Raw genomic sequence first — 14,451 nt, 5'->3', positions numbered from 1 at the left:
CTGGTTTCCTCAGGCGCGCTCGAGTTCCAGGCCTTCGTGTACGAGTTGCAGTTCCTCGATGGCGACCTGGTTGGCCGTCGAGGACAGATCCGGCCCCTTGAAGCGGGTCGGCAGCGCGTTGGTGATGCGCCAGCGCAGCAGGGGCCGGTCGGGCTTCTCGGGGTGGAACACGTCGATGGTGCCGTTCATGCGAAGTGCATGGTTGGACTGGCGGGTGGAGACGTCGAACCAGCGCCACAGGTCGGCCACCGCGGTGATGCCGCGCTTGAGGACGATGGGCGCGAAAGTCGTCGGGCCGGCGAGCTGCACCTCGCCCCAGTTGCGCCCGCCTTCCTTCAGTGCCTTGGGCGCCATCGTCGCTTCCAGTCCGGTGACTTCGCTGAAGGCGCCTTCGCACAGCAGGCTGCCGCCTTCGCCGTCGTACAGCGCGACGTGGAAGCGGAAGGGAATGAATTCGGCATGTTCAGCCATCGATCGCCTCGATCCGTGTGTCCGCCCCGCTGGCATGGCGGTCCTGCAGGAAGGTGATGCGTATCCGGTCCAGCGGATAGGCGAGGGCGACTTCGATCTCGAAGGCCAGCGCCGATTCGGCCTGTGGCAGTTGCCGGATGCGGAAGGCGTCCTCCGGGCGGGCGCCGCGCAGCGCGCCGGCGGCATGGAGCCGGCCGAAGAAGGCGCGCAGGGCGATTTCCGCCCGCGGGTCGCGCGGGTCGATGTCGAATGCCAGCCGTTCGCCCAGCGCGCGCAGTTCGCGACGCAGCCAGCCGATGAAGCGCATCGCCTCGGCCGAGCGCCATTGGTCCAGCGCGCGGGCGGCCTTGTTCATGCGGTCGAGGTCGGCGGCGGGCAGGCAGGGCGTGCATAGTGCTTCGTCGTCCACCTGGAGTTTTCCGCTGCGCATGAGCAGCACCGTGACGCCGGGATCTTCCCGCAATCCGGTCGCGCGCTGCTGCGTCATCGGCGGCCAGGGCTGCAGCATGCCGGGCAGCGGGCGGCCGGCCATCGAGCGCCAGGCGCCGAAGCGCTGGGCGGCGCGTGCCTGCATGCCGGCAATGAGCCCGCAGGGGGAGCCGAGCGCGCGGTCGTCGCCGCGCAGATAGGGCCAGACGAACTGCAGGTGGCGCAGCCGGCGGAATGCCGCGCTGTCTTTCACCTTCTCGTCGTCCGTCGCACCAGCGGCGGTCCTGCCGCGCAACATGTCGAGGAATGCGGGCGAAGGCGCGGGCAGTTCGTCTTCCGGCCGCGAGTCGAGCGGCAGCGCGAGCAGGCACTGCAGATCCGGCCGCAGCCGCGCCAGCGTGCGCGCGATGTCGGCGACGATCCGGCGGGGATCGGCGGTTTCGTCCGCGGCCGGCATCTCGTCCGGGTTGCGGCGTTCGCGGTGGGTGTCGTCGATCTCGGTGCCGCAGGGCAGAAAAACCGGTTCGGGGTTCGCCAGCCGCAGGCGCGGCACGTCGGGCAGCGCGGCGGGCACCAGCAGGCGTTCGAGGTCGGGCAGGGCGAGGATGCCGGCTCGCGGCACCAGCAGCGCGTGCTCGAAGGCGCCCAGCGTGTCCGGCTCGACCAGATCGGCGCCGGGACGCGGCAGGAAGGCGCCGATGCCGTCGCGTTCGGGCACGCGGATGATCCACAGCGTGCGGGTGTCGGGTATGCCGGCATCGGCATTGCTGCTTGCCGTGCCGGCGAAGAAGTCCTGCACCGCCAGCGGCAGCCAGGCCGCGCGTCCGGCGAGGGTGCTGCGATAGCCGGTGTCGGTATCGAAGGCGAACGGGAACAGCGCCTGGAAATGGCCGAGCGAGCGGATCGGGATCGGCAGCCGGTACAGCGCGAGCAGGTCGGCATCGTCCGCAGCGGCCAGTTCCGGCTCGTCGAAGAGCCGGCGCAGCCGTTCGACCTGCCTGGCGAAACCCAGTGCCTCGATGTCTGCCAGCACGACGGCGTCGCGTGCGAGCCGCGGCCACTGCGCGCCGCCGTCGGGCGACGGGCAGTGGCCGATCATCACGACCTCGACGGGCGCAAGCCGCCCCGGCTCGGGGCGGGCGTCCAGCTCGATGCGGCGGTCGGCGAGCAGCATGGCTTCATTCCTGCTCGATGGTCTCGACGGACAGCACCAGTTCCTCGATGGCGACGTCGCCGCCGCCCTTGGCGGTCAGCGTCGGCCCGGTCCATTTGATCGGGATCGCGCCGCGCAGCTTCCAGGTGAGTACGGTTTCGCTGCGGTCTTCGGACTGCAGCTTGATGGCGATGTCGCGCTTGGCCTCGGAAATCTTGCCGATGCGGCCCAGCTCCAGCCATTCGTAGAGGTTCTGCGCCCCGATCACGCCGCGCTTGAGCGTGACGTCGCCGGCCTTGTGGATGCCCGGTACCTTGCGCACGTAGTTCACGCGATCGTTGCCGGCGCGGTACTCGGCGATCGTGACTTCGGCATTGAGGCCCGACACCTCGGAGAAGCCGGCGCGCACCTCGCTGCCCTGGCCGGGTTCGAGATCGACGAGGAAGTTGAACGCCGAGTAGGGGGTTTCACGGAAAGTGGCCATGACTCTTTCTCCGGTTTTCAGGCGTCGGCGGTCTTCTGGCCGATGCGGAAGATCACGAATTCAGCGGGCTTCAGCGCGGCGACGCCGACGAGGCACACCATGCGGCCGTTGTCGATGTCGTTCTGCGTCATCGTCGAGCGGTCGCAGCGGACGAAATAGGCTTCCTTGGGCGTGCCGCCGAGCAGCCGGCCGTTGCGCCATTCGTTGAACAGGAAGTCCTCGACGCTGGAACGGATGTTGGCCCACAGCGCCTCGCCGTTCGGCTCGAACACCGCCCACTGGGTGGACTTCTCGATCGAACGTTCGAGGTAGAGGAAGTAGCGCCGAACATTGACGTACTTCCATTCCGGATCGCTGGCCAGCGTGCGCCCGCCCCATACGCGATGGCCGCGTCCGGCGAAGGAGCGCAGCACGTTGATGCCGTTGGGGTTGAGCAGCTCCTGCTGGAAGGCGTTGATCTGCTGGTCGAAGCGCAGTGCGCCGAGCACGACTTCGTTGGCCGGGGCCTTGTGCACGCCGCGGTCGACGTCGGTGCGGGCGTAGATGCCGGCGATGAAACCGGAGGACGGCACGGCGATGTCCCGCTGCCCGCCGGTCGGGTCGGGCGTGACGACCCAGGGGTAGTAGAGGGCGAGGCGGGAATCGTCGAAATTGCCGGCGAAGGCGCGCACTTCGCCGATGCTCTGGTCCTTGCGCGAATCGACGACGCCGATGCGATAGCGCATGCGGCGGCAATGTTTCTGCATCTCCAGGACGACGGCCTTGTGCACGTCCTCGGTGGAGGCAGCCGCTGCGGGCGTCATCACGATGGAGACGTCCTCGATGTCTTCGAGCGCCTTCAGGCCGGTGCTGCCCTTGACCTCGTCGGTTTTGCCGGCGTAGTCGATGGCCGTGGGTTCGCCGCCGTCCGAACCGCCTGCGAGCGTGATCAGGTAGCGTGGGCCATCGAGCGAAGTGGCCTGGGGCGTGATGGCTGCGGAATCGCATAGCGCGATCAAGGCGCTCCGGATCTCTTCCTCGCTTGCGTCCGCCGGCTCGATGGAGACTGCGATCGGCGAGCTCAGCGCTTCGGCACGGCGCTCGGGCTCGGCCGGCAGCGCTGCGGCAAGGCTCCCGGGGGCGGTGGAGAGTTCGCCGTAGGTGTAGATGACTTCGCCGTCCTTGCCGCCGCTGTGCACATCCAGATCGAAACGGCGCTGGCCGGTGTCGCGCCAGCGCAGCTCCAGCGTGTATTCGCCGGCCTTGCCGGGGAAGCGGCTGAAGAAGGTCACGATGCCTTCGGTGCTTTCGGCGTCGTCGGTGTCTTCGGGCGGCTCGGGATCCTCGGGAGGTTCGGGGGGCTCAGGAGGTTCGGGAGGCTCGGGCTCGGGAGGTTCGGGGGTTTCCGTGTCCTCGGCGCTCGTCCTGGTGCTTGCGGCCGTGGGCTGGGTCTCGCCAGCGGCCACGCGCACGACGAAGAGCTGCTTGCCGCCGTTGTCGAAGAAGGCCCGCGCCGCATGCGCGGTGTAGTTGGGCACCGCGGCGCCAGCCGCGCCGATGGCCAGATCCTGCGCGTCGCCGTAAATGCGTTCGAACTCCGCATAGCTGGTCAGCACCTCGGGCAGGCCGCGCAGCGGCCCGCTGCGAGTCGGCCCGATCAGTGCCGCGACGCTGGTGCCGACACCCTCGATGGATTTGTTGCGGAAACTCGTCTCCTCGACGAAGACGCCAGGTGCAAGGTACTCGGGCATGTCGCTTCTCCTTCGGGAGCGTTGCGCTTGTCGGGCGTTCAGGAAAACCGCAGGACGAGGGCATCCCGTCCCGGGCTGGCAAGGGTGGAGATGCGCCCCGGCGCAATGTCCACCGCGAGTTCGGTCTTGAATGCGGCGCCGCCGCTACCGGTGCCGCGTACCTGCACTGCGGGCAGGGAGTCGGGATCCGTACCGTCTGCTGCGGCCTGCAGCGTCAGCGTCGCGGGATATATCTGTGCCGGTGCGTCCCGGGTCAGCGAGGGCAGGCGCTCCAGCGACAGGCGGAATTCGCCGCGTCCGTCGCTCTGGGCGATGAAATCGAGCGGTTCCGCCAGCGGCGGCGCCACCCGCAGGCTCAGCAGTACCCACGGTACAGGCGTGCCGTCGTCCAGCGATGTGTGTCCTTGCAGGCCGCCGGCCCGGCCGAAGCGCGTACCCAGCGGCGAGCGGAACAGGCGCAGGCGGTGTCCAGCGCGCCGTCCGGCATCGAATGCGAAATGCCGTGGCAGGAAGATGCCGCTGCGGTCGCGCACTTCGCCGGCGAGCGGATACAGCGCCTCATCCGGCGGGGCGAGGTCGGCCGGCGTCGCCTCGCCGTCGACGAGTAGGCCCAGTTCCTCGGGCTCACGCCGCCACAGGGCGGTGCCGGCAGTCTTGTGGATCAGCTTCAGATCGCTTGGCCCCTGCGTGATGCGCACGTCGAGGTCCCGGGCCGGCAGCGTGCGGCGTGCGAGTGCCTGCGGGCCGCTCGCGTCCAGCCATTCGATGAAGTCGCTGGCATGCAGGACGAGGGTTTCGGCGATCATCGCGCTTGCCCTTCGTCATCGACCGGAAAGACCAGCGTGCGCACCGGCGGCCCCTCGTCGGGGTCGATGTCGGGCGCGAGACGCACCGTCTTGACGAGATATGGGGCGGACAGGCGGTAGTCGCCGGGCAGGCTGTCCCACAGCCGCATCAGGTCTTCGGTGCTCATCTCCTCGGGCAGCACCTGCACGCTGTCCTCGTCGCCCCATGATGGGTCGGCAAGGCCCAGGTCGGCGCTGGTGAAGGACAGGCCGCCGCCGATGATGCGGATTGCAGTGGAAAGGAATTCGATTTCCTGTTCGGTATGTGTGCACCAGGCGATCAGCAGCAGATGCAGATTGACCGGCAGTTCGGGGCGAGGCAGGCGGCGGCCTTCGACGGCGGGGAGATGGCGGTTGCGGCTGAAGGGGTCGACCGAGATGCGATGCAGGTACAGTCCCAGCGTGTCGGTGTTCGGCAGCGGAGTGCCCGCCAGCGTGTGCGAGCCCAGGATATCCACCTGCGGGTTGCCGCTCAGCCGGGCTGCCATGCGAATCGACAAGCGTTCGCGCAAGGCCTGCAGCACTGCAAGGATTCCGTGATGCGAGGCCAAGCTGTCCTCCCCCCGAAACGGGCGTGGGCTTGCGAGACGGTGCGGCGTGAATGGGCTGCGCTTCCCCCTGCCGGCAGCAGGATGACGTTCGAAAAAGACACGCAGTCCCGATGTGTGACAAGAAGCTACACTCTGATCGTAGTGCGGGAATGCCGAATGTCGAGATAAAAATATCTATTGAATTTGCGTCGATTCTGTTGCCATATCCATGAGTTGCGGTCGGAGCATCGAGGCATGCTTGCGGGAGATCGCAATGTGGATGTTCGAGCCTTCGAATCTGCCGATGGCAGGATGGCGGCGAGACCGCTGATGTCGATCTTTTTTTGCCAATGGAGGTGCTGAATGGGCGTCAGGTTCTTTCGCTCCATGCTGTTCGGGAGCGCGGTCCATTGTCTGATCGTTTTCAGCGTGCAGGCCGCCCCGCCCTTGCCGGCGCTGGGCGCCGACGCGAATGCGGTGACGGTGTCGGGGATTTCGTCCGGCGCCTACATGGCGGTGCAACTGCAGGTCGCACATTCGCAACTGGTGAAAGGTACGGGCGTGATCGCCGGCGGCCCCTACGAATGCGCTCAGGGCAGCGTCTGGCGCGCACTGAGCAACTGCATGGAGCCGTCGACGCCGGCCAGCGTGCCCTCGGCGCGCGACACCGACTCACGCATCCAGGCGCGTGCCCGCGCCGGCCGCATCGACGACCCGGCAGGGCTGGCGGACGACAAGGTGTGGGTGTTCTCCGGCGGCGGGGATCGCACCGTCGAGCGGCCGGTGGTCGATGGGCTGGTGGCTTTCTACCGCAGCCGCCTGCCGCAGGACGCGGTGCAGTACGTGCAGCACGACAATGCCGGGCACGCGATGATCTCGGTGGCCGATCCGGCGGCGAATGCCTGCGAGACCTCGGCGCCGCCTTTCATCAACCGCTGCGGCGAACTGGATGCCGCCGGCGAACTGCTGGCACAGCTGTACGGACCGCTGGCGCCGCGCGTGGAGCGCCCGGCAGGCGAAGTGATCGCCTTCGACCAGAGCGAATACACCGGCATCGCACCGTTCGAGCTGAGCATGGCGGATCAGGGCTACGCCTATGTGCCGCAGGCCTGCCGCGAGGGCGGCTGCCGGCTGCATGTGGCGCTGCACGGCTGCCGCCAGACCGAGGGCCAGATCGGCCGGCGCTTCGTCGACACGGCAGGCTACAACGAGTGGGCCGATGGCAACCGGATCATCGTCCTGTATCCGCAGGCAGCGGCGCGCAGTGGCCTGGCCTTCTGGTCCTTGCGCTGGGTGTACAACCCCAAGGGCTGCTGGGACTGGTGGGGCTACACCGGGCCGGAATACGCGACGCGAGACGGCGGCCAGATTCGTGCCATCCGCGCGATGCTCGATCGCCTCGCCGAATCCCCCAGGTAGCCGCCAGGCGGGACCCGGCGGCGGGGCAGGGAGCGTCAGGCCTGCATGTTGGCCGGGCGGTAGGCCTGGATGACCGGCAGCAACTGGCCGAAGACCTTCGGCGTGCCGGCAACGACGTTGCCGGTGGCCATGAAGTCGGCTTCGCCCGACAGGTCGGACACCAGGCCGCCGGCTTCCTGGATCAGCAGCACGCCGGCCGCCATGTCCCACGGCGACAGGCCCATTTCCCAGAAGCCGTCGAGTCGGCCGCAGGCGACGTAGGCCAGGTCAAGCGAGGCCGCGCCCGGGCGGCGGATGCCGGCGGTCTTCTGCGTCAGTTCCTTGAACATCGCCAGGTAGGCATCGACGTTGTCGAACTGGCGGAAGGGGAAGCCGGTGCCGATCAGCGACTCGTTCAGGCGGGTGCGGCGCGACACGCGGATGCGGCGGTCGTTGAGGAAAGCGCCGCTGCCGCGCGAGGCGGTGAACATCTCGTTGGTGTTCGGATCGTAGATCACCGCATGTTCGAGCACGCCGTTCTTCGTTTGCGCGATCGACACCGCGTACTGCGGAAAGCCGTGGATGAAGTTGGTGGTACCGTCGAGCGGATCGATGATCCAGTTGTACTCACTCTCGGGGCCCGACTCGCCGGACTCCTCTGCTAGAATCCCGTGCCCCGGGAAGGCCTCGCGCAGCACTTCGATGATCGCCTGCTCGGCAGCGCGATCGACTTCGGTGACGAAGTCGTTGGGCGTCTTGCTCTGCACCGTCAGCAGGTCGAGCTGCGTGGAAGCGCGGTTGATGACGGTCGCGGCGCGGCGGGCGGCCTTGACGGCGATGTTCAGGGTGGGATGCATGCGGGATCTCGGTCAAAGAGCGGGGCTGTGCCGCGCTATCGTGCGCGCCGGCCCGGCGGAATTCGGAAAACGCGGAATTTTAATATGAATCGCCCCCTTGCGCTCGACCGTATCCGGGTCGTGCTGTCGCGCACCAGCCACCCCGGCAACATCGGCGCCGCCGCCCGCGCGATGAAGACCATGGGGCTGCGCCAGTTGTGGCTGGTGTCGCCGGCCGTTTTCCCCGACGAGGTCGCCACCGCGCGGGCGTCCGGCGCGGTCGACATCCTCGAGTCCGCCCGCGTGGTCGATACCCTGGAACAGGCACTGGCCGACACCGTGTTCTCGGCGGCGCTGACTGCCCGCCGACGCGAGCTGTCGCTGCCGCGCCTGCATGCGCGCGAGGCGGCGCAGGAGATCGTCGCCCGTACCGTCGATGGCGAGGTCGCGCTGGTGTTCGGCAACGAAACCAGCGGCATGACCAACGAGGAAGTCGGCCTGTGCAGCCTGCCGGTGACGATCCCGACCGACGCCGAATTTTCCTCGCTGAACCTCGGCGCTGCCGTCCAGTTGCTGGCCTACGAGCTGCGCATGGCCGCGTTGCAGCCGCCGCTGCCGCAGGACCTGCAGGCCGAACCCGCGACCCATGCCGACTTCGAAGGCTTCATGGCCCACCTCGAACATGCGGTGACGCTGAGCGGCTTCCACGACCCCAAGAACCCCAAGCGCCTGCTGCCGCGCATACGGCGGATGTTCAACCGCATCCGGCTGGAGAAGGAAGAAGTCGCCATCCTGCGCGGCATGCTGACGACCTTCGAGACACCGAAGCGGCGCAACTGAACGCCCGCTGAACCGGGCCGCTGCCTGCAAGGAGGTCTTGGAGCGCGCGGCCGAAGGCCTTAGCATCTGTTGCCAACGAGGACAGGTGGACGGGCCCTGCAATGAACATTCTCTACGACGAGGCGATCGACGGCGCGCTCAACAAGGTCGATGTCGCCGATCTCTTTGCCGAGCTGCGCCGCAGCCTGCCCGATCTCCAGATCCTCCATAGCGAGGAAGACCGCCGCCCCTACGAGTGCGACGGCCTGTCGGCCTACCGCACGCTGCCGATGCTGGTGCTGCTGCCCGAGCGCATCGAGCAGGTCGAAGCCATCCTGGGCATCTGTCATGCGCGCCGGGTGCCGGTGGTGCCGCGCGGCGCGGGCACGGGCCTGTCGGGCGGAGCGCTGCCGCTGGAGCAGGGCGTGCTGCTGGTGATGGCCCGCTTCAACCGCATCCTCGAAATCAATCCGCAAGGGCGCTTCGCCCGCGTGCAGCCGGGCGTGCGCAACCTGGCGATTTCGCAGGCCGCCGCGCCCCACGAGCTTTATTACGCGCCCGACCCCTCGTCGCAGATCGCCTGTTCGATTGGCGGCAACGTGGCGGAGAACGCGGGCGGCGTGCATTGCCTGAAGTACGGGCTGACCGTGCACAACGTCCTCAAGGTCGAGATTCTCACGATCGAGGGCGAGCGCCTGACGCTGGGTTCGGATGCGCTGGATTCGCCCGGCTTCGACCTGCTGGCGCTGTTCATGGGCTCCGAAGGCATGCTCGGCATCGTCACCGAGATCACCGTCAAGCTGCTCCCGAAGCCGCGGGTGGCGCGCGTGCTGATGGCGAGCTTCGATTCGGTCGACAACGCGGGCAGGGCGGTGGCCGACATCATCGGCGAAGGCATCATCCCGGGCGGCCTGGAGATGATGGACAAGCTCGCCATCCAGGCGGCGGAGGATTTCATCCATGCCGGCTATCCGGTCGAGGCCGAGGCGATCCTGCTGTGCGAGCTGGACGGCGTCGAGCTGGACGTCGCCGAGGACATCGAGCGGGTGCGCGCGGTGCTGGACAAGGCGGGTGCGACCGCGGTCAGCCTGGCGCGCGACGAAGCCGAGCGGGTGAGGTTCTGGGCCGGGCGCAAGAATGCCTTTCCCGCCGTCGGCCGCATGTCGCCCGACTACTACTGCATGGACGGCACGATTCCGCGCAAGCACCTGCCCAGGGTGCTGCGCGGCACGGCCGAGCTGTCGGAGCGCTATGGCCTGCGCGTGGCCAACGTCTTCCACGCCGGCGACGGCAACATGCACCCGCTGATCCTGTTCGATGCCAACCAGCCGGGCGAGCTGGAAAGGGCCGAGGAACTCGGCGGCAAAATCCTCGAACTCTGCGTCGAGGTCGGCGGCACCATCACCGGCGAGCATGGCGTGGGGCGCGAGAAGATCAACCAGATGTGCGTGCAGTTCAACGCCGACGAACTGGCTTTCTTCCATGCGGTGAAGGCGGCGTTCGACGCCGAAGGCCTGCTGAACCCCGGCAAGAACATCCCCACGCTGCGCCGCTGCGCGGAGAACGGTGCGATGCGTGTGCACCAGGGACAGATGCCGTTTCCCGAACTGGAGCGTTTCTGATGAGCAGCGACATTCAGGATGCCGACCTCGGCGAGGAACTGCTGGCCCAGGTCTGCACGGCGCTTTCCACCGGCACGCCGCTGCTGATCCAGGGCGGCGGCACGAAGGCGTTCTACGGCGGGCAGGGCAGCGGCAGCTTGCTGGATACGCGAGGCCATCGCGGCATCGTCAATTACGAATCGACCGAACTGGTCGTCACCGTTCGTGCCGGCACGCCGGTTGCCGAAGTCGAGGCCGTACTCAACGGCGAAGGCCAGACGCTGGCTTTCGAGCCGCCGCAGTTCGGCGGGCAGGCCACGGTGGGCGGCATGGTCGCGGCCGGGCTGTCCGGCCCGCGGCGGCCGTGGGTCGGCGCGGTGCGCGACTTCGTGCTCGGCTGCCGCCTCATCACCGGGCACGGCAAGCATCTGCGCTTCGGCGGCGAAGTGATGAAGAACGTCGCCGGCTACGACGTTTCGCGCTTGATGGCGGGCAGCCTGGGCTGCCTCGGGCTGCTCACCGAAGTGTCGCTGAAAGTCCTGCCCAAGCCGCGCAGTGGCTGTACGCTGCGGCTGGAGATGGATGTGCCGGCGGCGCTGGACCGTTTTGCCGAATGGGGCCAGCAGCCCCTGCCGATCACCGCTGCCTGCCATGACGGCGAAGCGCTGATGCTGCGGCTGGAAGGAGGCGAGGGCTCGGTGAAGGCTGCACGGGAAAGCCTTGGCGGCGAGGAGGTGTCGGCGGAGTTCTGGACGGCATTGCGCGAGTTTCAGCTCGATTTCTTCGCTGACCCGGCGCCGTTGTGGCGATTGTCGGTGGCCAATGACAGCCGTCCGGACCTGCCCGCCGGCGCTCAGCTCGTCGATTGGGGCGGTGCGCAGCGCTGGCTCAAGAGCTCCGCTGACAGCGGAGAAATCCGCCGCGCAGCGGCAGCGGCGGGCGGGCATGCGAGCTGTTTCACGCCAGGTGCCTGCGACAGCCCGCTGCACCCGCTGCCGGCAGCGCTGATGCGCCATCATCGCCAGCTCAAGGCGCAGCTCGATCCGCAAGGCATTTTCAACCCCGGCCGCATGTACGCCGGGCTGTAACAGGCAGAGGCCAGGCCATGCAAACCAAGCTGAGTGAAGCCGCGCGCCAGTTGCCCGGCGCCGAAATCGCCGAAAGCGTACTGCGCGCCTGTGTGCATTGCGGCTTCTGCAATGCCACCTGTCCGACCTACCAGTTGCTGGGCGACGAACTCGACGGCCCGCGCGGACGCATCTACCTGATGAAGAAGATGCTCGAAGGCGGCGAGTTCAGCGCCAGCACCCGCATGCACCTGGACCGCTGCCTGAGCTGCCGCAACTGCGAGACGACCTGCCCATCCGGCGTGCAGTACCACAAGCTGCTCGATGTCGGCCGTGCAGCCATCGACCTGTGGGCGCCGCGGCCGCTGGACGAAACTGCCCGGCGCACGCTGCTGCGCGGCACCCTGTCGCGGCCGGCGGTGTTCAAGACGCTTCTGGCGGCGGGCTCAGTAGTACGGCCGCTGCTGCCCGAAACCCTGGCATCGAAACTCCCCCGGCGCAAACCTGCCGCCAGGCCACGCCCGGCACCGCGCCACGCCCGCATCGTGCTGATGCTGGAAGGCTGCGTGCAGCCCGGCCTGTCGCCCAACACCAACGCCGCTGCGGCCCGGATGCTGGACCGCCTCGGCATCAGCGTCCGGCCGGTGGGCGAAGCCGGTTGCTGCGGCGCGGTCGATTTCCATCTCGATGCGCAGGAGGCCGGGCTGGAGCGCGCCCGCCGAAACATCGACGCCTGGTGGCCGGCGATCGAGGCGGGTGCCGAGGCGATCGTGCAGACCGCCAGCGGCTGCGGTGCCTTCGTCAAGGAATACGGCTACATGCTGCGCGACGATCCGGCCTATGCGACCAAGGCTGCGCGGGTCAGCGAACTGGCGAAGGATCTGGTCGAGGTGCTGCGCGCCGAACCGCTGGACAAGCTCGGCGTGCCCGCCGACAGGCGGCTCGCCTTCCACTGCCCCTGTACCTTGCAGCACGCGCAGAAGCTCGGCGGCGCGGTCGAGGCCGTGCTGGCCGGCCTGGGCTTCGAACTGACGCCGGTACCCGATGCCCACCTGTGCTGCGGTTCGGCAGGCACGTATTCGCTGACCCAGCCCGAGCTGTCGCGCCGGCTGCGCGACAACAAGCTGGACGCGCTCGAAAGCGGCAAACCCGAGCTGATCGCGACGGCCAACATCGGCTGCCAGATCCACCTGGACAGCGCCGGCCGAACGCCGGTGCGGCACTGGATCGAAATCGTCGACGAGGCGCTCGGCGGCTGACGGCCGGCCAGTGTTGCGCACGAGGGTGAAGCCCGGTATAGTTCGCCCCCGTCGAGCGCAGAACGGCGCAAGACGAAAGATGATCGGCTTGCTTCACCGGTGAAAGCCGGCGACGGCAAGGCGCGAATGGTTCTGGAAAACCCTCGCCATGCCGGATCGTCGAAATGCGGGAATAGCTCAGTTGGTAGAGCGCAACCTTGCCAAGGTTGAGGTCGCGAGTTCGAGACTCGTTTCCCGCTCCAGAATTTGATCTGCAGCGTTTCGAGGAATCCCGGCGGACGCTGTAAGTCGTTGAAAAAAGGAGCTTCGGCTCCTTTTTTCGTTCCAGCGACCGCTGCCGGGCTCTACCTGCAGCCAGCGTTTTTTGGTCCATATTCGTGGCTAAAGAATGTGGTGGTACCGACTCCGGTTTCTTGCTGGGTTTGGATCGGGATGGAGAGCAAGGTCGGGCCTGAGTCCAGGACTTGGGAGTTCGATGATGGCGCCACTGATCTGATCGTGCGGCAAGCCAAAGCCGCCAAAGAGCCTACGAGAACCGACTCACCGGTCATGGGATTCGCGGAACGATCTCGCTTCATGACAGCAGCAATATTTTGCTGATGGCGACGCGCATGGCAGCACCGCCGGTGTTCTGAACTACCGGTGGTGCGTGAAGGTGGGGAGGGGTGATCTAGTCCCTTGGCTGCTGGCCGCGTGCCCAGCGCTTGGGTGTGATGCCGATGGCGTTGCGGAACACCTTGCCGAAGTGGCTGACGTTGGCAAAGCCGACGGCCTGGGAGGTGTCGGCCACGGAGTGGCCGGAGGAGAGCAGCGTCAGTGCGGCATCGAGCCGGATTCGGGTCAGGCAGTCGTGTACGCTATGGCCGTACAGCGTCTGGAAGCCGGCTTGCAGCCGCTTTTCATTGAGGCCCACGGCCCTGCACAGCGTCTGCACGCTCCAGGGCTTGGCATATTGCTGCTCGAGCAGGGTGCGGGCCTGAATGAGGCGCGAGCGATCACTGGGGAGTGCGCGTGGGTGCCTCGAATCGAGGTTGCGCTGTCTGTAAGTGCATTGGTCGAGTACCGCGGCCAGGGCTTCGCTGATCTTGGCACACACGAAGGCTCGGCGCGCGAGGCGGTGCTGATGGCCGCAGCGGGTGATTTCGCCGGCGATGCGCTGCAGTGTCGTGAATGCGGGCATGGTGACCATGCAGGCATTGACGTGCTCCATGCCGGCGTTGGATGCGCGCATGCAGCCGAGCACGTCGTCCATCTCCAGGCCGGTCAGGCCGAGCAGAGCTTGTTCGGTGAGGTTGATGTTGACCAAGTGGAAGTCGTTTGGCGAGGACAGCACGTCCCAGCCGCGGGCGCGTTCGCCCACAGCCATCAGCAGTACCTGGCCGGCGCCCATGGCGAGTTCGGCACCATCCTGAACGCCGGCCTCCATATGACCATCGAGCAGGATGGCCAGGGTTACGGCAGGGTCGCCTTCGGCTTCGAAGGCCCAACTACTGCCCGGGTGGCCATTCATGCAGCAGATGTTGATGCCTTCGGCCGGGCGTTCCAGTTGCATGGTGTGTCGCCAACTGTCGGGAACACCGTCCAACTGGCTGTCGATGATCCGGGCCGGGTCATGCACGACGCGGCTGTGCACGCACCCGATTAACGTGTCCGACATCAAAAATTCCTCGAAAAGACAGGTTTTGGCGGTAATCCGGCAGCAAACAGCCTCCATGCCAGCGATGACCGCCGACCTTGGTGATGTGTCTCCTCGTTCGTCATGAAACCAGAAATGATTCCCATCCGCATTTTATAGCAGGAAGCCCAGGCAGTAGAGGCTATCCGGGCAG

13 protein-coding genes and 1 tRNA gene are annotated in these 14,451 nt (G+C 67.2%); 6 read left to right on the top strand and 8 right to left on the bottom strand.

Going from position 1 to position 14,451, the window contains the following annotated elements; all coding sequences use genetic code 11:
- Positions 1 to 9: 9 nt before the first annotated feature.
- Genes NX068_RS13505 through NX068_RS13480 form a run of 6 tightly spaced genes read right to left on the bottom strand, consistent with a single transcriptional unit; the run spans position 10 to position 5,663 of the window.
- Positions 10 to 471, bottom strand: coding sequence for a phage tail protein (locus tag NX068_RS13505; RefSeq protein WP_263461787.1), 462 nt, complete (start codon positions 469 to 471; stop codon positions 10 to 12).
- Positions 464 to 2,074 carry a hypothetical protein gene (locus NX068_RS13500; protein WP_263461786.1) on the bottom strand — a complete coding sequence of 537 codons (1,611 nt, stop codon included), beginning with the start codon at positions 2,072 to 2,074 and terminating at the stop codon, positions 464 to 466. Before NX068_RS13500 ends, NX068_RS13505 begins: the two co-directional genes overlap by 8 nt.
- Positions 2,075 to 2,078: 4 nt before the next feature.
- On the bottom strand, positions 2,079 to 2,537 hold the full coding sequence (locus NX068_RS13495) for a phage tail protein (RefSeq protein ID WP_263461785.1): 459 nt from the start codon (positions 2,535 to 2,537) through the stop codon (positions 2,079 to 2,081).
- A gap of 17 nt (positions 2,538 to 2,554) precedes the next feature.
- Positions 2,555 to 4,267, bottom strand: coding sequence for a phage tail sheath family protein (locus NX068_RS13490; protein WP_263461784.1), 1,713 nt, complete (start codon positions 4,265 to 4,267; stop codon positions 2,555 to 2,557).
- Between the two features lie 38 nt (positions 4,268 to 4,305).
- On the bottom strand, positions 4,306 to 5,073 hold the full coding sequence (locus NX068_RS13485; protein ID WP_263461783.1) for a hypothetical protein: 768 nt from the start codon (positions 5,071 to 5,073) through the stop codon (positions 4,306 to 4,308).
- Positions 5,070 to 5,663, bottom strand: a complete 594-nt coding sequence (locus NX068_RS13480; protein ID WP_263461782.1) for a Pvc16 family protein — start codon at positions 5,661 to 5,663, stop codon at positions 5,070 to 5,072. Before NX068_RS13480 ends, NX068_RS13485 begins: the two co-directional genes overlap by 4 nt.
- A 342-nt stretch (positions 5,664 to 6,005) precedes the next feature.
- Here NX068_RS13480 and NX068_RS13475 point away from each other — a divergent pair, with 342 nt between their 5' ends.
- On the top strand, positions 6,006 to 7,061 hold the full coding sequence (locus NX068_RS13475) for an extracellular catalytic domain type 2 short-chain-length polyhydroxyalkanoate depolymerase (protein WP_263461781.1): 1,056 nt from the start codon (positions 6,006 to 6,008) through the stop codon (positions 7,059 to 7,061).
- Between the two features lie 35 nt (positions 7,062 to 7,096).
- Here NX068_RS13475 and NX068_RS13470 read toward each other — a convergent pair whose 3' ends face one another.
- On the bottom strand, positions 7,097 to 7,897 hold the full coding sequence (locus NX068_RS13470; protein WP_263461780.1) for an inositol monophosphatase family protein: 801 nt from the start codon (positions 7,895 to 7,897) through the stop codon (positions 7,097 to 7,099).
- Positions 7,898 to 7,981: 84 nt separating this feature from the next.
- Between NX068_RS13470 and NX068_RS13465 the strand changes: the two genes are divergently transcribed.
- From NX068_RS13465 to NX068_RS13445, 5 genes are all read left to right on the top strand, one after another.
- Positions 7,982 to 8,716, top strand: a complete 735-nt coding sequence (locus tag NX068_RS13465; RefSeq protein ID WP_263461779.1) for an RNA methyltransferase — start codon at positions 7,982 to 7,984, stop codon at positions 8,714 to 8,716.
- Positions 8,717 to 8,817: 101 nt separating this feature from the next.
- Positions 8,818 to 10,317, top strand: a complete 1,500-nt coding sequence (gene glcD, locus NX068_RS13460) for a glycolate oxidase subunit GlcD (protein WP_263461778.1) — start codon at positions 8,818 to 8,820, stop codon at positions 10,315 to 10,317.
- Positions 10,317 to 11,384: a glycolate oxidase subunit GlcE gene (gene glcE, locus NX068_RS13455; protein ID WP_263461777.1), complete on the top strand. Its 1,068-nt coding sequence runs from the start codon at positions 10,317 to 10,319 to the stop codon at positions 11,382 to 11,384. Before glcD ends, glcE begins: the two co-directional genes overlap by 1 nt.
- A gap of 17 nt (positions 11,385 to 11,401) precedes the next feature.
- Complete coding sequence (gene glcF / locus NX068_RS13450; protein WP_263461776.1) at positions 11,402 to 12,622, top strand: glycolate oxidase subunit GlcF; 1,221 nt, start codon at positions 11,402 to 11,404, stop codon at positions 12,620 to 12,622.
- A gap of 166 nt (positions 12,623 to 12,788) precedes the next feature.
- A tRNA-Gly gene (locus NX068_RS13445) sits at positions 12,789 to 12,864 on the top strand.
- Between the two features lie 428 nt (positions 12,865 to 13,292).
- Here NX068_RS13445 and NX068_RS13440 read toward each other — a convergent pair.
- Positions 13,293 to 14,336: a helix-turn-helix transcriptional regulator gene (locus tag NX068_RS13440; RefSeq protein WP_263461775.1), complete on the bottom strand. Its 1,044-nt coding sequence runs from the start codon at positions 14,334 to 14,336 to the stop codon at positions 13,293 to 13,295.
- Positions 14,337 to 14,451: the final 115 nt, after the last annotated feature.

Source organism: Thauera carbonicopians, from assembly GCF_025699485.1.
Taxonomy (GTDB): domain Bacteria; phylum Pseudomonadota; class Gammaproteobacteria; order Burkholderiales; family Rhodocyclaceae; genus Thauera.
Note: the sequence above shows the minus strand (reverse complement) of the source record. Positions and strands in the feature narration are given on the sequence as shown.